The sequence below is a fragment of the Marinobacterium sp. NO-S09 genome, assembly GCF_059179545.1.
In genome coordinates, this window is sequence record NZ_CP168954.1 from 1,286,856 (window position 1) to 1,311,396 (window position 24,541).

Consider the following 24,541-nt stretch of genomic DNA (forward strand, 5'->3'; position numbering starts at 1 on the left):
TCCCAGTGCCACCCAGGTGGCAGTCCATATGCTGCTGACTATACTTTAGGCAGGCCCCTTTACCAAAGCAAAGCCTCAGGGGGAATCATGGTGAATCCGGTACTGCCACAGGTCCTGAGTGAAATCAGACAACATCCGGAAGGCGTAAGTGAGTACTACCTGATGCAGCAGCTCGAGCATCAACACCTGTTCGAGGACTTGCATGCAGAAGGCTCTCTGGCGCTTTATCGCAAGCACTTCATTATCATGAACGCGCTCTATGATCTGCAGAATGTGCTTTGGGATGAGGAGCAGCGTGTACTCAGCATTTCGCCCATGCATATAGAATTGCATGAACCGGGTACCGACTGGGAAGGCTATAACCCCAACCCTGATCTCAGCACCTACTATCTTGATTGGCACAACTTTGAAACCACAACGGCAGAAGACGTGGAAACACTGATGCAGTCCGTGTCCGGCACGCGCCATTAATGTCATTACGTCCCTTTTGAGCCAAGGGTTAAGCAGACCGGCCAAATGGCCGGTCTGCTTTCATCGTCTTCAGTCTTCGATCTCACCTGTTTCCAGGCGCTTGCGGTGGATAGCCTGCAGTTTGTACAGGGACTGCTGCAGTTCAAAGAACCCGTGCCAGTGGGCATAGTCCGGTCCGGCCATCATAGCGCCGTGACGGGCGCGGCGGCCCTCGTGATGCCAGAGGTGATAGAAGGTGATCTGGAATTCATCGGTCCAGGGATTTTCCTTCAACAGGCCCTTGGCTTCCAGCTCATCCAGCATCTTCTTGGCCGGGTCGTAATATTCCACGTTGTAGAGTTTAACCGCCTTATCACCCTGGGTGAAAAAGCCTTCGGTATGGGAGTCGCCGTGGCAGGAGCCGCATACGGCTTTCATTTCCTCACGGCCCTGGGGGCCGTTGCCCAGTAATGGGCTGAGAACATCGGTGGAGTTACGCACTTCCGAACGCTTGGCCCAGAGGTTCCAGTACAGACGCTGGCTGATATTGTGTGTTGGCGCCAGCTCGCCAACGCCACTCATGTGGCAAGTGGCACAGGTGGGAGCACGGTAGTCGCCAGGCTCCCAGGCATCTGCCGGCGCATCCCAGTTCCACTCATGGCCTTCGGCGGCAAACACCTGGCCGTGCTTGCTGTTTTCGAACACCTCAATATCCGGGTGGTCCGGTCCCAGGTGGCAGCTGGCACAGGCCTGGGGCTTGCGCGCTTCGGCAATGGAGAAGCGGTGGCGGGTATGGCAGGCACCGCAGTTGCCGGTGGAACCGTCCGGGTAGATATTACCCATGCCGGAGTTGGGCCAGGTGCTGGGATCCGGCTTACCACCCTCCAGCAGTTTGATTTCGGTGCCGTGGCACTGCATGCAGCCGGTTTCGCCCGGTGCGTTGCCCAGTTCCGGGTTGTCACGCCCTTCGTGGAATTTGACCAGCGCGTGCAGGCTGTCCTTGGGGATAATCTGGCGGTAGGCACGGAAGTGGCCACTATGGTTGAACTCGGCCTGTTCCTGAGCGTGGCAACGGCCACAGGTACCCGGCGACACCAGCGGAGAAATATACACATTCTGCAAACCTTCCTGGTTGTGCAGCTGGGCATCCGGTTCCCCCTTGCTGGCCGCATGGCAGTCATTACAGCCGACGCCAACATGACTGTGGCGGCTGTTTTTCCAGTCTGCGACTACGCCGGGGTGTTCCTCCTGGTGGCAGCTGACGCACTGCTTGTCCAGCTCGGTCAGGCTGCGGCTGAAGGCCAGGGAGCGTACTTCCGGGTTGATTTCGATGCCTTCACTGGTAGCCGATACACCGAGCGACGGGATCAGCAGGGTCAGCAGGCAACTCAAAAGCAGGGGCAATCGGAGGTTCATCGGGGTTCTCCTTATCCGTCGGTAGCCGCAAGAGGGGAAGAGGGCAGGTTGCGTTCCAGGTCGGTATGACCCACGCGGTGGCAGTCGATACAGGTTTTATCGATGGTGCCGAGAAAGTAGGGTTTGTGGGCAACGAACTGAGCATTATCCAGTTCCGAGCCCTGTTGCAGGTTGTTGTGGCACTTCAAGCAGCCCGAGTCATAGACGAATTCGTTCGCACGGGCCCGCTTGGCATGCCAATCCACATCCTCGGCGCCCAGCACAAACTCCTTCCAGACATCCCAGGCACCATTGCGGGCTTTCATCCAGAGGTAATTGACGGTGCTGTCATGGGGCAGGTGGCAATCGGTACACTCGGCCTGTATGCCGGTGGTGGAGCGTCCGCCATGTGGGTCGCGCAGAAAGGAGGCTTGCATGGGCTTCATGCTGTGACAGCTGCCACAGAACTCCTGCCCCGAAGTGAGGTGCAGTGCCTTGTCGGTGAGGGCCCAGGCCAGCAGAGAACCACCGCCCAGCAGGGCCAGTATGAGTAGCGCCTTGATCCAGAATATCTGCCGATATCCTTATTCAATGCAGGTTTATTATTATGTTCATCGCAGCTTAGACAAGGCTGGCAGAATTGCCAGTCCACTTGTCAGTCTGTTGATCTGCGTTCAGACTGGGAGCCGAATGACGAGGACCTGATTGATGAAACAGACATCCCTGCTTGGCCTGCTGCTGAGTTGCCTGCTGTTCCCTGCCGTTTCCGTGGCCGATGAAAATGCCGGTTTCCTGCAAAAGATCTATCTGTCCTTTTGTGTGAAACACCTGGAAAACTATGGAACCCTGAGAGCCCAGCTGGAGCAGCAGGAGCTGCCCAAACTGCCACCTGAACAGGCGAGGGCCTTTTTGCATAACAAACCGGGCGATGCCTGGCCGATTCCTTTCAAAGGGCAGTTCGGCTTTTTTGTGATGGCGCTGCCTGAAGGCGACCAGGAATGCCGGGTCATGGCGCGCGCCGGTGATGCGGCGGCCAACCGACGCTGGTTTGCACGTATGGCCGAGCAGGCACCGGCTCCGCTTCAGCCCAGTATGCTGGCAGATGACCAGCTGGAATATCCGTTAAGCGGCCCGTCCGGCCGTTTATCCTGGCAGTGGGCAACCGAGCATGCCCAGCGCAGTCTGGTTCTTACCCTGATCACCGCCCAGGAGCCGGAGGCACCCATTCAGGCGCAGGTGTCGCTGGCACTGGCCAACCGTTGAGACTAACGTGCCCAAAATATCCAATGCAGTTGACCTGCCTGAACATGAAATTGAACTCAATGCCATCCGTGCTCAGGGCGCGGGTGGGCAGAACGTTAACAAGGTATCCAGTGCTATCCACCTGAGGTTTGATATCCAGGCCTCCTCCCTGCCGGCCTTCTACAAGGAGCGCCTGCTGGGGCTGAGTGACAGCCGCATATCCAGTGATGGCATCATCGTCATCAAGGCGCAGCAATACCGTACCCAGGAACAGAACCGTGAAGATGCTTTGATGCGTCTGGTCGAACTGATCCGCAATGCGGTCAAAGTGGAAAAGAAACGCCGCCCCACCAAACCGACACGCAGTTCGCAGCGCAAGCGTCTGGATAAGAAAAAGCAGCGCGGCAATATCAAATCCATGCGGGGCAAAGTCGGCCCTTGATACAGATTGATCGTTTTATCCGATCATAATCCGCCACTTTTTCCCGTTCATCATCAAGAGAATCGATCTCACAATACTGGCATATCTGATCAACACGGCAATAAGCTTAGAGGAGGCCAGACATGTCCGATCGCACAATTAACCGCCGTATCCCTGCCCGAGAAAGCCGCGATGGCGCCGGTGTGCGTTTGCTGCGCAGTCTGGGACGCTCGGCGCATCACCGCATCGATCCCTTTTTGATGCTGGATAATTTCTTCTCGGATAATCCGGATGATTACATTGCCGGCTTCCCGGCCCACCCGCACCGCGGTTTTGAAACCGTTACCTATATGCTGGATGGGCGCATGCGCCACCGTGACCATCTGGGGAATGAAGCCGTGCTGGAAAGTGGTGGTGTGCAGTGGATGACAGCCGGGCGTGGCGTGATTCACGAAGAGATGCCGGAACAGGAAGAGGGGCTGATGCGCGGTTTCCAGCTTTGGGTCAACCTGCCTGCAGCGGAAAAGATGACGCCCGCGCGTTACCGTGATTTCAATGCTGATGAGATTCCCCAATACGAAGATGCTGTCACGGGCGCAAGGATCAAGCTTATCGCCGGCGAGATTGAGATTCACGGTGAGCCGCTACAGGGTGCAGTAAAAGGCATCAGCCGTAATCCCTTAATGCTGGACCTGCGATTGCCGGCCGGTGCCGAATTGCGCCTGCCTCTGGCAGATGAGCGAGCCGGCTTTGCCTACCTTTTCGAGGGTGAGGCTCAGTTGGGAGGCCAGCCGTTAAACCTGAATGAAGCCGCAGAGCTGGGCAGTGGTGATCAGCTTCATTTCACGGCCGGTACTGAAGGCGCAAAGATTTTGCTGCTGGCGGCCCAGCCCATTGCCGAGCCTGTCGCCCAGTATGGTCCTTTTGTGATGAACACCATGGCCGAGGTGGAGCAGGCGATCGAGGACTACCAGGCCGGTCGTCTGGTGTGATCAGCGTTTGGACTTTTTGGCCGGCTTGAGCTGCTCGATCCAGCGCGGGTCCAGTGATGGCTGATCAGCTTCCAGGCCCTGTGCCAGCATCTTGTCACGGTGACTTGCGCTCTCCTGCTGGAGATCATGCAGCTCGCTCTGGTTGTTCTCCAGCCGGTACATCTGTTCCAGACCCTGATGATAAAAGCGCATGACACGCATGGCGGTGGGGTTGTCACGTTCAACTCCGGCCTTCACCTCATGCAGGATGTTGGTCACGCTCATCAGGCTGCGTTTGAGCTGCCAGCCGTATTTGGCCTCATCCATCCATGGCTGATGCCAGTAGTAGAGTTTGAATATGGCGGTGGTCACCAGGACACCTGCCAGTACGCCCCCCAGGTTCCAGACAAAATTACCGCCTTCCGGGCTGCCGAATACCCTGACGCTTAGAGTGGCCAACGCCATTGCCACCAGGGCAAAGGTCAGCATGATGATCATATTGCTTTTGCGTGTGGCCTGACGGTAGTGCTCGGGGTCACGGCTTTCCAGCGTAAATATGTCCGACATTCGATTGTCTCTTCAGAGCAGGGCTAGACTTGGGATAGCAGAGGTTAGCAGTTAACCTGGCTGTGGCAAACCAAAGTCGTGAAGCGCCGGTCAAGCTGCTAGGCTGAGACCTGTCTGAGCTTTTAAATACTCTGGAAACAGGAGGTTATATGTGGTCTGAGTCGGATTTGCAGCATCTGCGTCGGGCAATTGAGTTGGCTGAGGAGGCTTTGAAGTCGGGTGATGAGCCCTTCGGCTCGGTACTGGTCAGTGCAGAGGGAAAGGTGCTGGCCGAGGACCGCAACCGCATTGTGGCCACCGGCGATAATACACGTCACCCCGAGTTTGAACTGGCGCGGTGGGCTGCTGAAAACCTCACGCCCGAACAGCGTCGGGAGGCCACGGTGTATACCTCGGGTGAGCACTGTCCCATGTGCGCAGCGGCCCACGCCTGGGTTGGTCTGGGTCGCATTGTTTACGCCAGTTCATCACGCCAATTGTCGCGCTGGTTGAGGGAGATGGGGCTGTCTCAGCCGCCGGTCAGCACGCTGTCGATACGTGAAATAGCGCCAGGAGTACCGGTCGAGGGGCCGGTACCCGAACTGGTTGATCAGGTGCATGCCCTGCATCGGCGCAGGCACCAGACCAACCAATAAAAGCACTACCGGGGCGGTGGTTACTGGCCGCCCTGATACATCCGCTGGTGCATCTGCCACATTTGCTGGCGCTGCTCTTCAGTCAGCACTTTTTGCATCTCTTCCTGCATTTCAAGACGCTGTTTCAGCATCTCATGTTGCTGTTTTTGCATGTCACGGTGGGCGTCCAAAATTTGTTCGCTGTCGGGTTTGCCATCCTGCCAGAGCTTATGCATGGATTGCTGCCGACCCCACATTTGCTGCATGTGCTCTTGCTGCTGTTGCCAGAGCTTTTCTCGTATCTGTTGCATTTTCTGTTGCTGCTCACTGCTCAGCTGCAGCCCGGGGCCGCTGCCATATTGCATGCCGCCCATCATGGGGCAGGGCATCATCTCCATGTTGCCCATCATATGGCCGCCATGCATCATTCCCATGCCCATTCCGCTTCCCATCATGGGACCGGCCATGCCATAGCCACCGTACCCCATCATGTGGCCGGGCATTCCGTATCCCATCATCGGTCCGTAACCTTGCATCATGCCGGGCCCCATTCCCTGGCCAGGCATATTGTTTGGGCCTGAGTGCATCATGTGGTTTTGGGCACTGAGGGGGGCGGAGAGTAATGCAGCGGTCATCGTCGCAATTACATAAGGTGGAAGTTTGGACATGTTCATGTCGAGTCTCCGTATTTGAGTGTTCGACGTTGGTAACCTGATTGAAGCGTGGCACAGGTCGGTGGTATCGCAAGGTTGGAGGGCTGTGCCAGATCAATGCCGGGGATTTTGACATGCGTCGTATAGCGGGCATGATTAACAAGGAAGCAGTTGAGAGGCCGGTATCATGTTAGTGACCATTGCCCGCTATACCTATCTCTACGAAGCCCAGATTGCGCGTGCATTGCTGGACAGCGAAGGTATCGATGCATTTATTGCCGACGAGCAAACCATCAACATGCAGTGGCTGTACTCCGATGCCCTCGGTGGTGTCCGCCTGCAGGTGGCGCAAGAGGATGTAATGCGGGCGCAGCGTATTTTGCAGGATGATCGAGAAACGCCTCTGGTTGAGCTGGAAGGAGAAGATCGGCCGGCATGTCCAGTGTGTGGCAGCCGGGATACGGAATATTATCAGATTGGCCGACGCTGGGCGTTCTTGATGTTTCTTGCTATCGATTTCCCGCTGTTTCGGGTGCAGGACGGCATTCGTTGCCACAGTTGTGGTGCTATCAGCAAGCAGCATTCTGACGCTGCCCGGCACTGAAATTCACGTCGTTTTGTGGCATAATTCATCACCTGAAACAAACACCCTCTAAGCTATCCAGATTGCCCCGCCTTCGCTTCCGGCTTTACTGTTTGGGCTTTCATTTCTTTTCCAGACAAGCGAGATCACTCCATTGCTGACCACAGCCAATATCACCATGCAGTTTGGTGCCAAGCCACTGTTTGAGAACATTTCCGTCAAATTCGGTGACGGCAACCGTTACGGCCTTATCGGTGCCAACGGCTGCGGCAAGTCCACCTTCATGAAAATCCTCGGTGGTGACCTGGAGCCATCGTTCGGCACCGTATCCAAGGACCCGAACGAGCGCCTGGGTAAGCTGCGTCAGGACCAGTTTGCCTACGAGGAATACACGGTGGTGGATACCGTGATCATGGGGCACGAAGAGCTTTGGGCCGTGAAGTCCGAACGTGATGCCATCTATGCCAAGGCAGAAATGACCGAAGAAGACGGTATTCGCGCCGGTGAACTGGAAGCTGAATTTGCCGAGATGGACGGTTACACCGCCGAGTCCCGTGCCGGTGAACTGCTGTTGGGTCTGGAAATCCCGGTGGAGCAGCATTTCGGTTTGATGAGTGAAGTGGCGCCGGGCTGGAAACTGCGTGTGCTGCTGGCGCAGGCACTGTTTTCCGATCCGGATATCCTGCTGCTGGACGAGCCGACCAACAACCTGGATATCAATACCATCCGTTGGCTGGAAGGCGTACTCAACCAGCGTAACTGCACCATGATCATCATCTCGCATGACCGTCACTTCCTGAACAGTGTCTGCACCCACATGGCGGATATCGACTACGGTACGCTGAAGGTCTATCCGGGCACCTACGATGATTACATGCTGGCATCGACCCAGGCACGTGAGCGCATGCAGGCCGACAACGCCAAGAAAAAAGCCCAGATCGCCGACCTCAAGGCGTTTGTGAGCCGCTTCTCGGCCAATGCGTCCAAGTCCCGTCAGGCCACGTCGCGTCTGAAGCAGATCGATAAAATCCAGTTGGATGAGATCAAACCCTCCAGCCGACAGAACCCGTTCATCCGCTTTGAGCAGGCGAAAAAGCTGCACCGTATTGCGCTGGAAGTGGAAGGGCTGGCCAAGTCATTTGACGAAGAGCTGTTTTCCGGTCTGAACCTGCAGGTCAACGTGGGGGAGCGCATTGCGATTATCGGCCCCAACGGTATCGGTAAATCCACCCTGCTGAAATGCCTGGTAGGGGATCTGGAACCCAATGCCGGTGAGGTGAAGTGGTCTGAAAACAGCGAAATCGGCTACTACGCCCAGGACCATGCCCACGAGTTTGAGGAAGACAAGAACCTCTACGACTGGATGAGCCAGTGGGGCAAGGAGGGTGATGATGAGCAGGTGATCCGCGGTACGTTGGGTCGCATGCTGTTCTCCCAGAAGGAGATCGATAAGTCAGTGAAAGTGATCTCCGGTGGTGAGCAGGGCCGCATGCTGTTTGGCAAGATGATTCTGCAGAAGCCGAATATCATGCTGCTGGACGAGCCCACCAACCACCTGGATATGGAGTCGATTGAGTCGCTCAACATGGCGCTGGAAAACTATCCGGGCACACTGCTGTTTGTCAGCCATGACCGTGAGTTCGTCTCCTCGCTGGCGACCCGCATTATTGAGCTGACACCCACCGGTATCGTCGACTTCCACGGCAACTACGAAGACTACCTGCGCTCGCAGGACGCCTGATTGCGGCCTGAATTGATTGGCGATTGAAGCTTAGCCCGATGTGTCCAAGGAACGTCGGGCTTTTTGCTTTCAATCTGTAGCCAAATGCTGACTTGCCAAGGTCGCAGCGGCATTGCAGACTTACGCCCTTGTAACCCATGGAACCGGGTATCCCTCCCATAAGGAACAGGATAGGTGTCTCATCCTCTTGCGCCTGATGGCTGGCTTGTTGAGCCAGTAACGGCACCCGTACTCCCCTGGTTATCGCTATACCCCAATACTCTGGTTTTGAATGACGGATCTTTTTCTGGGCGCGCTGTTGACCCGGAAGCGGATTCTTCTCACAACCCGCTGCTCCCACGACAAGGAATCATGCAAGCATGGATGAAAAACCGACAGTTAAATTCCCCTCGTTCAACAAGGTCAAGGTGGCGGTCGGCGCCGTCCTGGCCCTGATTATCGGCTATGTACTCTCGCAATCCTTTTTCTATGCCGAACCCGGTTACATTTATCACGTGCGAACGGTGACCGGTAACGAAGCTGTGGTGACCGAGGTCGGTTACAAGTTCTATCCCTTCGGTCGTTACAATTCCTGGAAGCGCGCAATGACGGTCCAGGCGGTCTCAGGCTCCAGCCAGGATGCCATTACCTCGGAAAAGGATGCCAACAACGCTTCTGCCAGTCTGCCGCCCCTGAGCATCATGTTCCTTGATCAGGTGGATGCTCATGCCCAGGCTACCGTCCGTTTCTCCATTCCCTCTGATGAAGAATCCTTCCTGAAACTGGCCCATGAATACCGCTCGCCGGAGAACCTGCTAAGGACTGCACTGTTGCCGGTGTTCAAGGAAACCCTGCAGGCGAATGCCTCGTTGATGACGGCGGAAGAGTACTACGCCGGCGGGCGTACCGAGTTCAACTCTGAATTTGAAAACCAGATGCGCAGTGGTATCTATCTGGTGAAACGTGAAGAGGTCAACGTCAAGTCCGGGCGCTCCGCGATTGGTTCTGCCAATATTGCGCTGGGCACCGACCAGGAAGAATACGGCGAAGACGACAAGACCATCTTTGTGGTGCAGAAGGTGCTGGATGCCACTGGTCAGCCGCGTCGTAAACAGCAGCGTTTCACGGATTACGGCATTACCGTGGTATCGGCCCTGGTAACGGATATCAAACCGAACCAGAAATTCATTGAGCGCATGCAGCTGAAGCAGAAGGCTTCCGCCGACCGTGCCATTGCCCGCGAACAGCGTGTCCAGGAAGAAGAGCAACGCCTGCTGGCCATCGCCCGTGGTGAGCGTGAAGTCGCTGAACGTCAGGCCAAGGCAAAGGTGGATCAGATCCAGAAAACCACTGAGGCGCAAACCGAGAAACAGCTGGCGATCACCCGTGCTGAAAAGCTGAAAGCAGAAGCGGAAATTCAGCGTGAAACCGCCGAAATCAATCTGGAAAAAGCCCGTATTGAAGCCGAGACCCAGCGTACCCTGGCGGATGCGGAAGCTTACCAGAAGCAGGTGATTCTGGAGGCGGATAACGCGCTGGCTCAGAAGCTGGAAGCCGAGATCAAGATTCAGCAGTTGTGGGCCGAGGCTTATGCCAAGCGTAAGGTGCCGACCAATGTGTTTGGCAGTGGCAGCGGGAGTGGCGCGCCGGTGGGCAACGACTATGAAACCAAGGCATTCATGCAGATGCTGACGCTGGATGCGGCCAAGCGACTCAGCTATGACCGCGATATGGTCAAGGAATAAGCCAGCATCCCCAGTCATATCGACTTTTTGCAGGCCCGGAAAAATCCGGGCCTGTTTCTCTACATATCTCGCCCTGTTTGCTGGCGTGTCAGTTGGGCCAGCCGGTTTGGCGTGCGATAATGTCGGTTTTTAAGCCGAGCCAGCCACGTGACCACTTTCGCCGATCTCAACCTTTGCCCGGAACTCATGCATACGCTGGAAGAGCTGGGGTATAAGACACCGACGCCGATTCAGGCACAGGCGATTCCAAAAGTACTGGAGGGCAGGGACTTGGTTGCCGAAGCTCAAACCGGCACCGGCAAAACCGCCGCATTTACCCTGCCGATGATCCAGCGCCTGAGCCGCACGCCGGTTGAGGGTGAGTATCATCATATTCGTGGATTGGTGCTGGTCCCGACCCGAGAACTGGCCGTGCAGGTCGGCGATAATGGCTTGGCCTATGGCCAATTGCTGGGCATGCGGGTGATCTCCATTTTCGGCGGTGTCCGTTTTGATAACCAGATCCGCAAGATGAAGCGAGGCGCCGATATTCTGGTGGCGACACCGGGGCGTCTGCTGGACATGCTCAAGCAGAAAAAGCTGTCGCTTGCACAGTTGGAAATACTGGTGCTGGATGAAGCGGACCGCATGCTCGATCTGGGCTTTATCAACGATATCCGTCAACTGCTCGGTTACATGCCTGAGCAGAAGCAGACCCTGCTGTTTTCCGCAACGCTCAATGGCTCGGTGGAAGCCCTGGCTGAAGCCCTGTTGCAACAGCCTGAGCGGATTCAGGTGGCTCGCCGGAATACCGCCAGCCAGCAGGTCAAACAGAGCGCTTATGCGGTCACCAATGCCGATAAAACCGATGTGCTTCTGTATTTGATTCGTGGCGGCAACTGGCAGCAGACGCTGGTGTTTACCCGAACCAAGCGGCGCGCAGACCAGGTGGCTGAAGAGTTGCAACAAGAAGGTGTCAGTGCTGTGGCCATTCATGGCGACCGGCATCAGCGTGACCGTCTGGCCGCACTGGAGGCTTTTACCCAGGGCGAAGCTTCCGTGCTGGTGGCAACCGATGTGGCGGCACGAGGGCTGGATATCGAAGCGCTGCCACAGGTGGTGAATTATGACCTCCCCAATCAGCCCGAAGCCTATGTGCACCGCATTGGACGCACCGGTCGTGCGGGGCTGAAGGGTTGGGCTGTGTCATTGGTGGCCCCTGAGGAGCGCCGTTTCCTGAAAGGCATTTCGGATCTGATCGGCAAGTCACTGCAGGTACAGCCTGTACCGACACTGGAAAACGGGCAGCTGGTTGAAAGCGGTGCTCAGGCTGTGACCGGCAAACGCAAGGGGACCAAACCCTCTGCCAGGAAAACCAGCAAGCCAACCACCAACGCGGTTGATACTTCCGCTGACAAGCCGGCCAAGCCCAAACGTTCAGCGGGTCGTCGTTCTCTTTTTGGTGGTTAACCAGGCTGCCGCTTATTGGGTATCCAATATGCGACCAAGGAAGGAGCCTGTTTAGTTGAATCCAGCGGGCTACCGCTGCAAGATGTAGGAAAAAGTCTTGGTATACTGCCCATGACGGTTTCTGCTTACTTCAGCAGGAAATGGATTGTCCGCTGTTTCATTCTCGCACTGGCCTACTTTGTGGCCGGCATCATTGGTCTGTCGGTACCCTTTATCGATAGCCATATCACGTTGATCTGGGCTCCCACCGGTATAGCGGTTGCCGCTCTGTTACGCTGGGGTATGTCGCTTTGGCCCGCATTGGGGGCTGGGGCGTTTGTTGTAAACCTGTGGATCGGCAGCTCTCCCGGGCTGGCACTGGGCATTGCCGTTGGCAATACGCTGGGGCCTTTGCTGGCAGTCAGCCTGTTGCAGCGTTTCCATTTTAATATCGACCTCAAGCGGCGCCGAGACCTGCTATTGTTCCTGAGTTGTGCAGTCTTTGGCGGCATGGCACTGACCGCATCCAACGGTGTGTTTCAGCTTTGGTTCGCAGGCGTTATTCCTGACCCGGAGGTCGCGGCAGCCTGGGCCGTCTGGTGGTTGGGTGATGCCATGGGCGTTCTGGTCTGCGGTGTGCCCCTGCTGACATTCAACTGGGCCCGGTTGAAACGATCACTGCAGCCGCAGCGCCTGCTGGAGTTGGGGCTGGCATTTTCCCTGCTGATCATCTCCGGTGTTCTGATCTTCAACGGGCCGGTAAATAACGCGGCTCTGTACCATCCAGTGTTGTATCTGCCCTTTCTGCTGCTGGCCTGGTTGGCCATACGAGGGGGGATTGCCGTTGCGTCTACAGCTGCTCTGCTGCTCTCGATTCAGGCCGTGTGGGCGACCTCTCAGGGCATAGGCCCCTTCCAGTCCAATGATGTGCACTTCAGCCTGGCGATGCTCTGGGGTTACATGATGTCGGCAACGGTTATCCCGATGCTGATCACCATTTTGATTGGCGAGCTGGTGGAAAGCCGGCGGGCACTGCAGCAGAGCGAGGCACGCTACCGCCTGCTGCTGAGCAATTCGCCTTCTGGCATCTTGAATTATGACGCCAACTTGATCGTCACATTTTTTAACGTCCGTTTCGCTGAAATCATTCATGCACCTGAAGAACACTTGCAGGGGCTGGACTGTCATACGCTGAGGGATTCCCGTGTTATCCCCACCATGGAAAAGGCCTTGAGAGGTGAAACATCCAGCTATGAAGGCTCTTACAGCACGTCTTACAGTGGTGTGGCTATCTGGATCTCGCTCAAGTGTGCCCCGGTGCTTGATGCCAAGGGCCGTATCACGGGCGGGATAGCGCTGGTCGAAGATATCACGGCACGCAAGCAGGTCGAGCAGGCCCTGTTCAAGTTCAAATTCTTCAGTGATAACGCCAGTGATATGCACATGTTGGTGGATGACCAGACCCGTATTCGTTATGCCAACCGTCTGGCCTGTGAAACCCTGGGATATACCCAATCCGAGCTTCAGGGAATGAGCATTCCGGATATCGATCCGCACTTTTCCCGGGTGCAGGTTCAGGAAGTTGTTGAGCGCAGTAAAGCCGGGCCGATTTCCTCCTTTGAAACCGAGCACAGCCGACGTGACGGCTCTCTGGTCCCGGTCGAGATCACGGCCAGGGCGCATGAGTTTAACGGCGAATGGCTCTGCTTTACCTCGGCCAGGGATATCAGTGATCGCAAGGCACTTGAGGCCCGCGCCCGACGCCAGCGGGATGGTCTTGCGGCACTGAATGAAGTAGCGGCCTTGACTCACCTGTCCTTACAGGAGCAGCTCCGTGAAGCTCTGGGAATCGGCAGTCGTTACTACGGCCTTGAATTTGCCATTGTCAGCCGGGTCGAAGGTGATTCTTACACGGTTTTGGCACAGGTAGCGCCGCCGGATAGCCTCTCGGATGGGCAGGAGTTTCCTCTGGCGGATACCTACTGCGATATTACGCTCAAATCCGGCGATGTCTTTGTAACTGAAAACATGGGGCACTCCAGCCACAGTGACCACCCCAGTTATGAAAACTTCGGCCTGGAAACCTATTTGGGCGCACCGGTACATGTGGGTAAGGAGCTGTATGGTACGGTCAACTTCTCCAGTCCTGCTCAGTATGAGCGTGTATTTGATGAAGGGGATCGCGAATTCATGCGCCTGCTGGCGCGCTGGATAGGCTCTGTCATTACCCTTAATCAGAACCGCGAAGCCTTGGCAGCACGAGAGGCCTGGTTGCAGACCATCATTGATACCGAGCCTGAGTGTGTGAAAGTTGTCTCCCCTGAAGGGCAGCTGCTGCAGATGAACCAGGCAGGGCTCAGCATCCTGGAAGTGGAAAGTATTGAGCAAATCAACCAGATTGGCCTGATGGAGTTTGTGGATGAGCCTTTCCGAGAGGCTTTTGAGGCGCTGAATACCCGTGCGCTACAACAGGGTGACTCGGGCGCACTTGAATTTACCATTACGGGGCATCATGGCCGCGTCCGTTGGCTGGACACACATGTGGCGCCCTTGCGGGATAACTCCGGGCAGATCGTATCGGTGTTGTCGGTGACACGTGATATTACCCAGCTGAAGGAACAGCAACAGAAACTGGAGCTGTTGGCGCATTATGACAGCTTGACCGGCCTGCCCAACCGTACTCTGCTGGCGGAGCGCATGCAGCGTGAACAGGCGCTGTCACATCGAAACGGCTCCGGCTTTGCCATTTGCTATATGGATCTTGATGGCTTCAAGCCCATCAATGACGAACTGGGCCATGATGCCGGTGACAGTATCCTGAAAGTAATCGCTCAGCGGTTACAGTGGGTATTGCGTGAGGTGGATACTGTCTCCCGTTTGGGCGGTGATGAGTTCGTGCTGATTCTAAGCGATACCCGCTCGGCCAGCGCCTGTTTGCCGGTACTGGACCGGGTGCTGGCGGCCATTGCCGAGCCGATTACCGTCAGCGGCCAAAACCGTCAGGTTTCGGCCAGTATCGGTTTGGCGCTTTATCCCGATGACGGGGACGACCCTGAAACACTTCTCCGGCATGCGGATCAGGCCATGTATCAGGCCAAGGGGCAGGGTAAAAACCGCTACTGCGTTCATGGTGTCGGCACGCCTGAGCCCTCCCTTGACGACTCTGAGCGTGTACACTAGGCGCTTTTGCAACGCGCTCATTAGAGTAGAGTGGGCTCATCAGAGCCAAGTACAAAAGGGAGATCAGGGCGATGACGCCAGCGATCAATACGGCGCGCAAGGCCAGGGTTCAGCATCAGGTACACGAATATCAGCATGATGCATCCAGCGAATCTTACGGCACGGAAGCGGCTGAAAAACTGGGACTTTCCCCGGCAGAGGTGTTCAAAACACTGGTGGTAAGCCTGGATGGTAAAACCCTGGCAGTCGGTATCGTGCCGGTCAGTGGTAAATTGAATCTCAAACAGATGGCCAAGGCTGCCGGCGCCAAAAAAGCGGCCATGGCAGATCCTGCAGATGTGGAGCGCGCCACCGGATACGTGATGGGAGGCGTCAGCCCCCTGGGGCAGAAAAAGCGCCTGGCGACATTTATCGATGCCAGTGCCCAGCAACTCAAAAGCATGCATGTCAGCGCCGGGCGGCGCGGGCTGGAAATTGAGCTGGCACCGGATGATTTGGCACGCTTGACATCGGCCCGCTTCGCGCCGATCGCCGGTTAAAGACTGCCACCGCTCAAGTCGTCAGATATCAGTCACAGGCTGACGTTCGGCTTCGCTTGGCATACACTCAAGCCTCTACAACCACATCGGAGCTTGCAGAATGGAGATGCTTCCCGATCAGGACACCCTGAGAAGCCTGGTACAGCACGCGGTACTGGCACCTTCCAGCCATAATACCCAGCCCTGGTTGTTCCACATTGAAGACCGCGCAGTACAGCTGCATGCAGATCCGTCGCGAGCGCTTCAGGTCAATGACCCAGAGGGGCGAGAGCTTCTGATGAGCTGTGGTTGTGCCCTGTTTAACCTCAGGGTTGCCGCAACGCATGCGGGGTGGAGCTATAACATCCAAATGTTTCCTGATCCTGAACAGCCTGATTATCTGGCACGTTTTGAGCTGGATGAAGATGAGTTGTCCTGTGACCTGAGCCCGCTGTTTGATGCACTTCTACTGCGGCGAACCTACCGCAATCGTTTCCAGAAGCGCCAACCCACGGAAGACGTTCTGAGCCGCCTGGGCGAAGTAGCCAAACTGGAAGGGGCCGGCCTGACTCCGGTGGATGAAAAGCGCCGGGATGCGGTCATTGATCTGGTGCGCGAGGGAGATAACCGCCAGTGGCAAAACGAAGACTGGCGCAAGGAGCTGGCCGAGTGGTTGCATGGCAGTCGCAAAGGGGATGGCCTGGCTGTGCCGGGGCTGGTGGCTCCGCTGGTGCGAGGTGTTGTCCGTCGTTTCGATATGGGCAAAAGTGTGGCCTCTCAGGATGACCTCCTGGCTTCGGAATCGCCGCTTCTGTTACTGCTCTCTACCCGTGAAGACAGTCGCGATGCCTGGGTCAGAGCCGGACAGGCCCTGCAGCGGCTACTACTGGAAGCGCAACGTGAAGGCCTGCAGGCGTCTTACCTGAATCAGCCGATACAGGTTCAGGCGTTAAGGCCCGAACTACAGGCGCTCTTTGATAGCCAGGGGCATCCGCAAATGCTGATGCGCATGGGCTACCCGGAAGAAACGCTGACAGCTTCACCGCGACGTCCGCTGGAAGACGTGATCCGCGCATGAAAAAGCCCGTCAAGTGACGGGCTTCTGAGGTCAGTGATCGGTATTCAGGCGTGTTACTGACTGTGTATTGGCATCCACCTGCTCCGGTGCCAGCCAAGTCTGCTTGTAGTCAAAGTCTGCATACAGCTTCAACTGGTCATCATAGTGCGGCGAAGGCGTACCATCTGGCGCGATAAAACCGCTTTGTCCCGGTGCTACCACTTCATGGGTTTGCACCTGCTGACCGTTGAATACCACCAGGTTGTTTTCGGTGCCACGGTTCATGGCGATATGCGTTTGTTTCTCCTCGCCCTTACCTGCCTGAGGCATGCCCAGAAAGTTGTTGGTGAAGAAGCGCATGGGCACGACCGGCAGCTTCCAGTTGGCCGGGTCATCACCATGCTTCTGTTTAACTTTCTTCAGCGCGTTGTCCAGACTGGACAGGAGCAGTTCATTGGCTGAGCGGCCATTGAGGAAATCGTATCTCTGCTCAACGCCTGCATCCTCGCCTCGCAGGGCCTGCAAAAGAGCCTTGGTGCCCGGCTGGATATTCACGCTGGAACGCAGCGGTGACTCGGGAGAGGGATAACCGGCGGAGGCATACCAGTTGAAGAAACTGCCTGGAATATCGTCCTTGAAGGTCACGGCCAGCATCTCGGGTAACCAGGCCTGAAACAGCGTGGTAGCCGCTTCGTCGTAGAAACCGTCCCGATCCTTGTCATGACTGGTCATGGCCCAGTCCAACAGCAACTGAACCGCCTTGCGACGTTCGTCATCGGTGCTCAGTGTGCGAGTCGCCTGATCCAGGAAGGGAATGAAATAGCGTGCATTGACGTCGGCATAGGAGACATCCTCCATCATCTGCTTAATATCTTCAGCCGTGAACTTGTCCTTTGAACCCATGATGGCACGCATGGTATCCACGCGATCCGCTTCGCTCCAGGAGTACCAGAACATGTCCGGGGCGATGAAGTCGTCAGCCGGCTTGTTGTTCCAGTTGGCAATGTAACCGGAGCTGGGGTTATATACCTGAGGGTTGCGTTCGAACGGCTTGATGCCCAGCCATTCCTGATCGCCTTCGCCGGAAGCTGGCAGGCGGTTATCATGGCCTGGTTTACGCTCAGGGTACTTGCCGGTGAAGGCATAACCGATGTTGCCCTGTTGGTCGGCGTAGTAGAAATTGATGTTGAAGGCGCTGCGAGCCGCCTGTTTCAACCAGTCTGCATGATTGCTTGCCTGTCCCTGGCGGGTCCAGGCCATCAGCGTTTCAACTTCACGACCCTGCCAGGCACGTTTCTTGGCGTAGGCAAGGTTCTGGGCATCGTCCCGGCTGATCAACAGACCGTGCACGGTTTTGTATACCTTCAGCTCGACCGGATCGGCACCTTTTACCTGAATGGTTTCGGTGCGCACTTCCATTGGCCGGTAGCGACCTTCAAACAGGTACTCATTCGGGTTTTCCGGGTTCAGCGTTTCGCGGTAGATATCCACCACATCGCCCGCGCCCCAGGTACTGCCCCAGGCGATATCGGCGTTGTTGCCGAACAGAATGCCGGGGTAGGCGAAAGGTGTGTTACCCACCAGATCAAACCCGGCACCATGCAGGCCGATGGAATAGGTGTAGGCCGGGTTGTACCAGCCAAACTGGGGACCGTTCAGCAGGATGCTGTTGGCACCCTTGGCTTTCTGTCTGCCGACCACAATCATATTGGAGGTCTGGGGATATCCGGCCACACCGGTGAGGCCGAAGTCGCGGAATTGCCGGGTGTTATAGTGTTGAGCCTCAGCCCGTGGCAGGTTCAGCACCCCGCCATCCTGACCGATTGCCAGTCGGGCAATATCAGCTTCAGTTTTGTCTGAAATGGATGGGCGCTGGGCCAGTTCTACATGGCGCTTATCAAAGGTGCCTGACCAGTCGCCCTTGGGTATGGTGGTGGGTGCACTGGGATCATTCAACGGATTGAGCTGGTTGAAGATGGCCCAGCCATCGGTTTCACCATGCTCTTTGATCAGTGCATCCAGCAACTGCTGGTTCTCAATTTCGGTGTTGTAATCACCAAAGCGGTTGCCCATGGAGCCGACAAAAATCATTGCTACATCGAAGGCTGTCCAGGTTTCGGGGACGAAGTCATTATCGTGGAACTGCTTGGCCAGCAGGCTATCCTGTTTAGACAGAACCTGCTCGATCCAGGCGTTCATGCCGGCGGCATAGCCATCCAGAATGGCGCGATCATCGGTACTCAACGCATCGATCTGGCGCTGGATGGAGGTCGGGTCGTAGTTGCGACGAATTTTCTTGTCGTACTCGACATAGTCCGCCCCCAATACTTCCGCCATACGCCCCTGGGTTGAGCGTTTGGCGATTTCCATCTGATACAGGCGGTCTTGCGCCACGGCATAGCCATAGCCGTAGAAAAGATCGTGTGTTGTTTCAGCATAGACATGAGGTACGCCCCAGGTATCACGTTTGATGGTGATTTCGCCGGCATCGGCAAACAGGGGCAGGGCCGCCAGAACAGCGGTCGACAGCAGGGTGCGTGTCATTTTTTTCGGCATGGTTTCACCTCTGTCACAAGGCGAATAAAAGCTTCTGTGAGATACAGCATCATTGCGCCTCGCGGGATTCTTGTTGTTATATGCGTGTCACTCTGAGTAACGACCTCACCTTAGCAATCCGTTTTTTGATAATTAATGACGGATATTTCCTCTATTTTTGTATCAGGTGAAACAATGCTGAACCTGCGCGATTTCGAAGCCTTTATTGCCTTGGCGCACCAACTGCACTTTCAGGACACGGCAGACCGGATGAATATATCGGCTGCCACTCTGAGCCGTATCATTAGCAGGGTAGAGGAAAAGGTGGGAACGCGCCTGTTTGACCGGACGACCCGCTCGGTCAGCCTGACAGTGGCTGGTCAGGCGTTTCTGGTCGAGGCCGAGCAACTGCTGAAACAGCAAAAGCGGGCCATGCAGGTAGGCCAGGAGATTGGCCAGGGTATCACCGGCCATCTGAAGTTGGGCTACGGAGGAGTGGCCATGGAAACCTTTCTGCCCGGCATGTTAAGCCGGTTTCGCGCCCGCTTCCCGCGCGTTCGCATTGACCTGAACCTGTTGCCGATCAGTGTGCAAGAAGAAGCCTTATTGGCACGGGAACTGGATATCGGTTTCTTCACCGGCAGCACCCGTAACAGTGAGCTGAGAATGGAGTTATGCCACCGCGAGCCCTTATTGTTGGTTATGGCTGAAGGGCATCCACTCAGTGCCAAATCCAGCTTACTGCTGGCGGATTTGGCACCTTACGGATTTGTGTTTGGCAAACGGGAAAAGTGGGTCAATGTGTATGACCGCTTTCTGGATGCCTGTGGCCAGCATAACCTGGATATTCGTGTTGAATATGAAGCCGATGATGTGGCCAGTGTTATGGGGGTGGTGGCTGCCAGTGATTTGTTAAGCCTTTTCCCGGAGGGGAATTCGTTGATGAGGCGGCAGGGCATCGTTTGGCGAGCGCTGGATGATTTCAGCGATGAGACTCAGGTTAATGGCATTTGGCGCCGTGATAACGATAACCCGGTGCTGAGGCACTGGTGGGCCTTGATGCATGAATGAGTAGGCAAGACGAAAGGCTTGCCCCCAGGTATCCAGTTGGCAACTAAACGCTGGACGTTATGCCTTATGCGCATCCTCCAGGTTTTCCAGCCATTGCATCAACAGCTGCTCCAGCTGGTCTGACTGTACGGCTTTTTCAATCAAGACAGCTTCCTGTTGCAGTAATTGTGCCGTAACTTCTTCGATCAGTACTTTTCCCTTGTCCGTCAGCCCAACCAGCCGGCTGCGTGCGTCTTCAGGGTTGGCCGGGCGCTCAATCAGCCCCTTATCTTCCAGCCGAACCAGGATTTTGGTCATCCCCCCAGAGCTAACCAGCAGTTTGCGGTAAAGCTCTGTTGGAGAAATCCGGTAGGGTTCGGGGCTGTTGCGTAGGGCACAGAGGGTCTCAAACTCGGCGCCCTGTAGTGAGTACTGCTTGAATAAGCCGTCTGCCAGAGTGCTCAGGTGTTCGTGCAGTCGGTAAATTGCGGGGGCAATGGAGCTGACACCCTCGGTAGACTCTGGCCAGTGCTGTTTGGAGCTGTCGAACAGTTCGGTGAAGCTGATGCGTTCACGGGGCATGCTTGACTCCTTCTTGTGTTTATCTTTCCGGGAAGATAATATCACGCCAAAGTGTCTTTCTGGAAAGATAGTTGTATGTCGTGGGTATATTTGATTATGGCCGGCCTGTTTGAAGTCGGTTTTGCAGTGGCGTTGAAGCAGTCCGAAGGTCTCAGTAAGTTGTGGCCTTCGTTGATGTTTGTATTCCTGGGGGCATGCAGCTTTTTTCTGCTGACGCGGGCCATGGCGAGTATTCCACTGGGCACCGCCTATGCCATCTGGACCGGAATCGGTGCGGTGGGCACGGTGCTGGTGGGCATCCTCTGGTTTGGTGATCCTGCCGGTGGGCTGCGTCTGCTGTTTCTGGCATTGTTATTATGCTCACTGGTCGGGCTGAAACTGGTGTCCTGACAGCTACCAAGCTGGCCCTGGTCGATCAAAGAGCCAGCCCGGTTTGTCGTTGTATGCCTGTCAGACTTTGAAACGTTGCATCAGTTCACTGAGTTGCGCTGCAAGATCGGCCTGACGGGTTGAGTGGTCGGCCACATCAGAAGAAACCCGGTTTACTTCCTGGGCAGCGCCATGAATGGCTTCAATGTTGACGTTAATGCTTTCGGATACCTGGTGCTGCTCTTCGGCGGCACTTGCGATCTGGGTGGCCATGTCAGTGATCTGATCCACTGACAGCTTGATACTTTCAAACGCCTCATGCGCCTGGGCTGAAAGCTGCACCGCTTTTGAGGACTGTGTCTGGCTTGCTGCCATGGTGTTGACGACCTGTGTTGTGCGCTGGTTCAAACGACCAACCAGTGAGCCGATCTCCTCTGTGGAGACCTGAGTTCGCTGGGCCAGAGATCGTACCTCATCAGCCACTACGGCAAAGCCTCGTCCCGATTCACCTGCACGCGCTGCTTCGATAGCTGCGTTTAACGCCAACAGGTTGGTTTGCTCGGCGATCCCCCGAATCACTTCAAGAATGTTATTGATCTGGGCCGTTTCCTGCTCCAGCTCGTGAATATGGGTAACCGAGGTGGCGACTTGATCCCCCAGTTCACGCACGCCCTGTTCAGTCTCGGACATGACGCGTTTACCTTCCTCGCTGGCCTCCTGACCGGCTTCCGCGGCATCTGCCGTACGTGCGCAACTGCTGGCGACTTCGTTCGCAGTTGCCGACATCTCATTTACGGCAGCCACCATGGTTTCAACTTCCCGCACCTGGTTTTCACTGGCGCGGTCAACTTCGCGCACACTGTTCTGTGCCAGGGACGATACCTGAGCAATTTCCTCAGCACTGCGATTGACCTGGCTGACCAGTGCTTGCAGAGAGTCTAGAAAATGGTTGAACCAGGTCGCCAGTTCCCCGGCTTCATCACGGCTGACAACCGGCAGCCGGCGGGTCAGGTCGCCTTCACCCTGGGCGATCTCTTTCAGGCCGTTGCTCACCAGCAGGACCGGTTTGACCAACATGCCTGACAGCCAAAAGGCGAGGGCACAAACCAGTACTAGCACTAGACAGGTAATGCCCAGGGTCGTCCACATCAGGGCTTGCGCCGGTGCCAGAATTTCATGACGGGGCATCAGCGCGATCATCTTCCAGCCAAGCGATTGAGAGGTGAGAATCCGGGCACTGTAATCAACACCGTCTATGCTGACGCGCATCAAACCAGAGTCAGTCTGTTGGAACTGCCGGTAGGCGTCCCCCTGAAGTTCCCGAATGTTTTTGAAGTTGTGATCAGGCTGTGCAGCATCCACCAGTACTGTGCCCGTGTCCTCAACCAGTATCAGGTAGCCCTGTTCTCCAAGTTTTACTTCCTGTGCCATATCGGTAAGGGAGGAGAGGGAGACATCTGCCGACATCACACCCACGATCTGGCCGCTCTCATTTTCGACCGTACGCGCTACTGGAACCAGTGTCACGTCATCACCGGCCCAGTAGTAGGCGTTTTGCACATCGACCTTGCCGGGCGTTGACATGGCTCCCTTGTACCAGGGGCGTGTACGGGGGTCATAGCCGGCCGAAATCTTGCCTTCAGGCCACTGGACAATACCGCCCTGTGCAGTACCGATGTACACATAGTTAAACCCGGGATGGGTTTCACCAAAGAGTGCGAGCTTGTTGTAGATATCTGTTTCCAAACCGCCTGCTTGTGATGGCCGCATCATCATCTCTGGCCCATCCTTGTAGCTGGTTATACGCTCATCAACCTGGCCAAGGAGCGGGGAGAGTGCGAGGTTACTGATATCCTTCCTGATGTCCTCGAAAAAACTGGTGAAAGAGTCATCGACTGCACCGAGTTTTTGTTCACTCAGTTCGACAAAGCGCGCTTCAGCAGCTTTGCGCTCCTGAATAATACTGTAGGTGGATAGCAGTACGCTGGGTACCAGAGTTGTGACCACGAAAGCGAGCATCAATTTTCGTTTTATTTTCATTGCAGGTGCGCTCAGCAGGTTTGTATAGAGCCGTCCTTGTACAGGCTTCCGATGTCGGAAATGTCCAGATTCTGCTTATAAGATAGTCAATGTTGCGGTTCGTCAACAAAAATAGTGCAGCCAGATTTAAAAGCCTGGTGAACCTGTGATTAGCAGGAATCACGCATCTATTGCAGGGCCATGGAGGGTTGCCAGGTGGAAACGAGGATGAAAAACGAATCGGCACAAGCTGCTTGGGCATGAACGCTTGCCTGCTGTCACTTTTCTTGGTCCTCTTGGCCAAATGGCCTCTGAGCACCGAGATATCAGCGTGTTTCAAGCACCATCGGAAGCCGAGTGTACACCCAGGCACTTTGCCCGTCGGCCAGTGTCATTTCAGTGCGTTCATAACGAATACCCAGCCGTTCATAGCGATCCAGATCAATCAGGTTTTCCCCTGTCACGACCATTAGCTGGCCTGGCGTACGTGCCCCGGCCTGCGGCACCAGGTTCAGGCCGTCACGATAGTAGCCCTTCAACTGAGCCGGCCGGGTATCAATCTGTTCACCGGTAACCAGCCACCGGACCCAACCTTGTGTGAGCGTGCCATACACAAACACTCGATACTCTTCAGTGGGGATAACTGCAGGCAGTCCGGCGGGCATTTTGTACCCCCAGGGGCTCAGCAGGTTATACCAAAGCCAGGCAAGGAAGAGGCAGAGGGCCAGTACAGGCAGCAGAAGCAGTGTGCGGGTTCGTCTGTTCATATGGCTTGGGTACGCGGCTCTTTGGTAACTCGTTCAGAGCCATGATGAACCAGAGAGGTATGTGTTTGAAGGGGCTATTCGCGCGCGGAGCGCGCTCCCACAATGTGAGGGGCCTGGGTTGGGTGTGGGAGGCCAGTCCTCTGGCCGAATGGCGGCGTTGAAAGGACTGGCTCAGGAGCTGGGTGTCAGGTCAATTTGGGTCTGAAGGCGGCTTTGGCTTCTTCGCCGGTTGCCTTGGACAGGTTTTTGGCCAGGTCGCCGGCCAGTGCCTTGGATACGCGGTCGTCCATGGCATTGCGCAGCAAGCCCAGGAAGTGGGGTGGAGCAGCCATATAAAACTGGCGAATCCGGTTGTCATTCAGAGCGTGCCGAACCTGGTCGATCACCTCCTTGGCAAAGCGTTGATCCTCTGCTTCCCGGGGCGAGGCTTTTTCCTCCATGCCATGGCTGCCGGAGCCGCCGTTGGCTTGAGCACCTGGACTGTCGCTGACCAGGTCGCCGTTGTGCATGCGTGCCTCGGGGTGAACAAGGGTGTGAATTTCCTCGGCTGGGTCTTTGGGGCCGTCGTGTTGAAAGATGCGTGCCTTGGCGGCATCAGCAACCAGGATCCATGTTGGCATAAACTTTCCCCCTTATTATTCAGTTAGGTCCCACAGGTTCGACCTGCGATCTCTA

Annotated in this window: 23 protein-coding genes; 14 read left to right on the top strand and 9 right to left on the bottom strand. The window is 56.0% G+C overall.

Going from position 1 to position 24,541, the window contains the following annotated elements:
* The first annotated feature begins 87 nt into the window (after positions 1 to 87).
* Entirely contained in the window at positions 88 to 471 is a 384-nt protein-coding gene (locus O3C79_RS06060) for a DNA-J related domain-containing protein (RefSeq protein ID WP_010322584.1), read from the top strand.
* A 69-nt stretch (positions 472 to 540) separates the two neighbouring features.
* Here O3C79_RS06060 and O3C79_RS06065 read toward each other — a convergent pair whose 3' ends face one another.
* Positions 541 to 1,866, bottom strand: a complete 1,326-nt coding sequence (locus O3C79_RS06065; protein ID WP_494385206.1) for a multiheme c-type cytochrome — start codon at positions 1,864 to 1,866, stop codon at positions 541 to 543.
* Positions 1,867 to 1,877: 11 nt separating this feature from the next.
* Positions 1,878 to 2,417, bottom strand: coding sequence for a cytochrome c3 family protein (locus O3C79_RS06070; RefSeq protein WP_494385778.1), 540 nt, complete (start codon positions 2,415 to 2,417; stop codon positions 1,878 to 1,880).
* 136 nt (positions 2,418 to 2,553) lie between these two features.
* On the opposite strand from O3C79_RS06070, the gene O3C79_RS06075 reads away from it, so the two are divergent.
* The 3 genes from O3C79_RS06075 to O3C79_RS06085 all read left to right on the top strand — a co-directional run bounded on the left by O3C79_RS06075 (position 2,554) and on the right by O3C79_RS06085 (position 4,500).
* Positions 2,554 to 3,108 carry an NMCC_0638 family (lipo)protein gene (locus tag O3C79_RS06075; protein WP_010322581.1) on the top strand — a complete coding sequence of 185 codons (555 nt, stop codon included), beginning with the start codon at positions 2,554 to 2,556 and terminating at the stop codon, positions 3,106 to 3,108.
* Positions 3,109 to 3,115: 7 nt separating this feature from the next.
* Positions 3,116 to 3,529 (top strand): alternative ribosome rescue aminoacyl-tRNA hydrolase ArfB, encoded by a 414-nt coding sequence (gene arfB / locus O3C79_RS06080; RefSeq protein WP_010322580.1) that lies wholly within the window; start codon positions 3,116 to 3,118, stop codon positions 3,527 to 3,529.
* A 122-nt stretch (positions 3,530 to 3,651) separates the two neighbouring features.
* Positions 3,652 to 4,500, top strand: coding sequence for a pirin family protein (locus tag O3C79_RS06085; protein WP_494385207.1), 849 nt, complete (start codon positions 3,652 to 3,654; stop codon positions 4,498 to 4,500).
* Here O3C79_RS06085 and O3C79_RS06090 read toward each other — a convergent pair whose 3' ends face one another.
* Entirely contained in the window at positions 4,501 to 5,046 is a 546-nt protein-coding gene (locus tag O3C79_RS06090) for a DUF3087 family protein (protein ID WP_083703080.1), read from the bottom strand.
* Positions 5,047 to 5,195: 149 nt separating this feature from the next.
* Between O3C79_RS06090 and O3C79_RS06095 the strand changes: the two genes are divergently transcribed.
* Positions 5,196 to 5,681, top strand: a complete 486-nt coding sequence (locus O3C79_RS06095; protein ID WP_010322577.1) for a nucleoside deaminase — start codon at positions 5,196 to 5,198, stop codon at positions 5,679 to 5,681.
* Between the two features lie 20 nt (positions 5,682 to 5,701).
* Here the strand turns inward: O3C79_RS06095 and O3C79_RS06100 are convergent, their stop codons facing one another.
* Positions 5,702 to 6,178, bottom strand: coding sequence for a Spy/CpxP family protein refolding chaperone (locus tag O3C79_RS06100; RefSeq protein WP_494385208.1), 477 nt, complete (start codon positions 6,176 to 6,178; stop codon positions 5,702 to 5,704).
* A gap of 322 nt (positions 6,179 to 6,500) precedes the next feature.
* Here O3C79_RS06100 and O3C79_RS06105 point away from each other — a divergent pair, with 322 nt between their 5' ends.
* From O3C79_RS06105 to O3C79_RS06135, 7 genes are all read left to right on the top strand, one after another.
* Entirely contained in the window at positions 6,501 to 6,917 is a 417-nt protein-coding gene (locus tag O3C79_RS06105; protein ID WP_494385209.1) for a putative signal transducing protein, read from the top strand.
* Positions 6,918 to 7,050: 133 nt separating this feature from the next.
* Positions 7,051 to 8,637 carry an ABC-F family ATPase gene (locus O3C79_RS06110; RefSeq protein WP_417533997.1) on the top strand — a complete coding sequence of 529 codons (1,587 nt, stop codon included), beginning with the start codon at positions 7,051 to 7,053 and terminating at the stop codon, positions 8,635 to 8,637.
* A 359-nt stretch (positions 8,638 to 8,996) separates the two neighbouring features.
* Positions 8,997 to 10,361, top strand: a complete 1,365-nt coding sequence (locus tag O3C79_RS06115) for an SPFH domain-containing protein (RefSeq protein ID WP_494385210.1) — start codon at positions 8,997 to 8,999, stop codon at positions 10,359 to 10,361.
* Positions 10,362 to 10,508: 147 nt separating this feature from the next.
* Positions 10,509 to 11,810, top strand: coding sequence for a DEAD/DEAH box helicase (locus tag O3C79_RS06120; RefSeq protein WP_494385211.1), 1,302 nt, complete (start codon positions 10,509 to 10,511; stop codon positions 11,808 to 11,810).
* Positions 11,811 to 11,921: 111 nt separating this feature from the next.
* Complete coding sequence (locus tag O3C79_RS06125) at positions 11,922 to 14,969, top strand: PAS domain S-box protein (RefSeq protein ID WP_494385212.1); 3,048 nt, start codon at positions 11,922 to 11,924, stop codon at positions 14,967 to 14,969.
* 71 nt (positions 14,970 to 15,040) lie between these two features.
* Positions 15,041 to 15,508, top strand: coding sequence for a Cys-tRNA(Pro) deacylase (gene ybaK, locus O3C79_RS06130; RefSeq protein WP_494385213.1), 468 nt, complete (start codon positions 15,041 to 15,043; stop codon positions 15,506 to 15,508).
* 100 nt (positions 15,509 to 15,608) lie between these two features.
* Complete coding sequence (locus tag O3C79_RS06135) at positions 15,609 to 16,565, top strand: Acg family FMN-binding oxidoreductase (protein ID WP_494385214.1); 957 nt, start codon at positions 15,609 to 15,611, stop codon at positions 16,563 to 16,565.
* A gap of 30 nt (positions 16,566 to 16,595) precedes the next feature.
* Here the strand turns inward: O3C79_RS06135 and O3C79_RS06140 are convergent, their stop codons facing one another.
* Positions 16,596 to 19,100, bottom strand: coding sequence for a penicillin acylase family protein (locus O3C79_RS06140; protein WP_494385215.1), 2,505 nt, complete (start codon positions 19,098 to 19,100; stop codon positions 16,596 to 16,598).
* Between the two features lie 174 nt (positions 19,101 to 19,274).
* On the opposite strand from O3C79_RS06140, the gene O3C79_RS06145 reads away from it, so the two are divergent.
* Positions 19,275 to 20,150, top strand: a complete 876-nt coding sequence (locus O3C79_RS06145) for a LysR family transcriptional regulator (protein WP_494385216.1) — start codon at positions 19,275 to 19,277, stop codon at positions 20,148 to 20,150.
* A 57-nt stretch (positions 20,151 to 20,207) separates the two neighbouring features.
* On the opposite strand, the gene O3C79_RS06150 is transcribed toward O3C79_RS06145, so the two are convergent.
* A complete protein-coding gene (locus tag O3C79_RS06150; protein ID WP_494385217.1) occupies positions 20,208 to 20,711 on the bottom strand; it encodes a MarR family winged helix-turn-helix transcriptional regulator in 504 nt (167 codons plus the stop codon).
* Between the two features lie 75 nt (positions 20,712 to 20,786).
* Between O3C79_RS06150 and O3C79_RS06155 the strand changes: the two genes are divergently transcribed.
* Positions 20,787 to 21,101: a DMT family transporter gene (locus tag O3C79_RS06155; RefSeq protein WP_494385218.1), complete on the top strand. Its 315-nt coding sequence runs from the start codon at positions 20,787 to 20,789 to the stop codon at positions 21,099 to 21,101.
* Between the two features lie 60 nt (positions 21,102 to 21,161).
* Here O3C79_RS06155 and O3C79_RS06160 read toward each other — a convergent pair whose 3' ends face one another.
* The 3 genes from O3C79_RS06160 to O3C79_RS06170 all read right to left on the bottom strand — a co-directional run bounded on the left by O3C79_RS06160 (position 21,162) and on the right by O3C79_RS06170 (position 24,486).
* Complete coding sequence (locus tag O3C79_RS06160) at positions 21,162 to 23,099, bottom strand: methyl-accepting chemotaxis protein (RefSeq protein ID WP_494385219.1); 1,938 nt, start codon at positions 23,097 to 23,099, stop codon at positions 21,162 to 21,164.
* A gap of 326 nt (positions 23,100 to 23,425) precedes the next feature.
* Positions 23,426 to 23,866, bottom strand: coding sequence for a gamma-glutamylcyclotransferase family protein (locus tag O3C79_RS06165; protein ID WP_494385220.1), 441 nt, complete (start codon positions 23,864 to 23,866; stop codon positions 23,426 to 23,428).
* Between the two features lie 185 nt (positions 23,867 to 24,051).
* Complete coding sequence (locus O3C79_RS06170) at positions 24,052 to 24,486, bottom strand: host attachment protein (RefSeq protein ID WP_010322562.1); 435 nt, start codon at positions 24,484 to 24,486, stop codon at positions 24,052 to 24,054.
* Between the last annotated feature and the right edge of the window lie 55 nt (positions 24,487 to 24,541).

What these genes read in the sequence shown, in the direction of transcription:
- O3C79_RS06060 (WP_010322584.1), top strand. Translation starts at nt 88, where the DNA reads ATGGTGAATCCGGTACTGCCACAGGTCCTGAGTGAAATCAGACAACAT.
- O3C79_RS06065 (WP_494385206.1), bottom strand. Translation starts at nt 1,866, where the DNA reads ATGAACCTCCGATTGCCCCTGCTTTTGAGTTGCCTGCTGACCCTGCTG.
- O3C79_RS06075 (WP_010322581.1), top strand. Translation starts at nt 2,554, where the DNA reads ATGAAACAGACATCCCTGCTTGGCCTGCTGCTGAGTTGCCTGCTGTTC.
- O3C79_RS06085 (WP_494385207.1), top strand. Translation starts at nt 3,652, where the DNA reads ATGTCCGATCGCACAATTAACCGCCGTATCCCTGCCCGAGAAAGCCGC.
- O3C79_RS06090 (WP_083703080.1), bottom strand. Translation starts at nt 5,046, where the DNA reads ATGTCGGACATATTTACGCTGGAAAGCCGTGACCCCGAGCACTACCGT.
- O3C79_RS06095 (WP_010322577.1), top strand. Translation starts at nt 5,196, where the DNA reads ATGTGGTCTGAGTCGGATTTGCAGCATCTGCGTCGGGCAATTGAGTTG.
- O3C79_RS06100 (WP_494385208.1), bottom strand. Translation starts at nt 6,178, where the DNA reads ATGATGGGATACGGAATGCCCGGCCACATGATGGGGTACGGTGGCTAT.
- O3C79_RS06105 (WP_494385209.1), top strand. Translation starts at nt 6,501, where the DNA reads ATGTTAGTGACCATTGCCCGCTATACCTATCTCTACGAAGCCCAGATT.
- O3C79_RS06115 (WP_494385210.1), top strand. Translation starts at nt 8,997, where the DNA reads ATGGATGAAAAACCGACAGTTAAATTCCCCTCGTTCAACAAGGTCAAG.
- O3C79_RS06125 (WP_494385212.1), top strand. Translation starts at nt 11,922, where the DNA reads ATGACGGTTTCTGCTTACTTCAGCAGGAAATGGATTGTCCGCTGTTTC.
- ybaK (WP_494385213.1), top strand. Translation starts at nt 15,041, where the DNA reads ATGACGCCAGCGATCAATACGGCGCGCAAGGCCAGGGTTCAGCATCAG.
- O3C79_RS06135 (WP_494385214.1), top strand. Translation starts at nt 15,609, where the DNA reads ATGGAGATGCTTCCCGATCAGGACACCCTGAGAAGCCTGGTACAGCAC.
- O3C79_RS06140 (WP_494385215.1), bottom strand. Translation starts at nt 19,100, where the DNA reads ATGCCGAAAAAAATGACACGCACCCTGCTGTCGACCGCTGTTCTGGCG.
- O3C79_RS06145 (WP_494385216.1), top strand. Translation starts at nt 19,275, where the DNA reads ATGCTGAACCTGCGCGATTTCGAAGCCTTTATTGCCTTGGCGCACCAA.
- O3C79_RS06150 (WP_494385217.1), bottom strand. Translation starts at nt 20,711, where the DNA reads ATGCCCCGTGAACGCATCAGCTTCACCGAACTGTTCGACAGCTCCAAA.
- O3C79_RS06155 (WP_494385218.1), top strand. Translation starts at nt 20,787, where the DNA reads ATGTCGTGGGTATATTTGATTATGGCCGGCCTGTTTGAAGTCGGTTTT.
- O3C79_RS06160 (WP_494385219.1), bottom strand. Translation starts at nt 23,099, where the DNA reads ATGCTCGCTTTCGTGGTCACAACTCTGGTACCCAGCGTACTGCTATCC.
- O3C79_RS06165 (WP_494385220.1), bottom strand. Translation starts at nt 23,866, where the DNA reads ATGAACAGACGAACCCGCACACTGCTTCTGCTGCCTGTACTGGCCCTC.
- O3C79_RS06170 (WP_010322562.1), bottom strand. Translation starts at nt 24,486, where the DNA reads ATGCCAACATGGATCCTGGTTGCTGATGCCGCCAAGGCACGCATCTTT.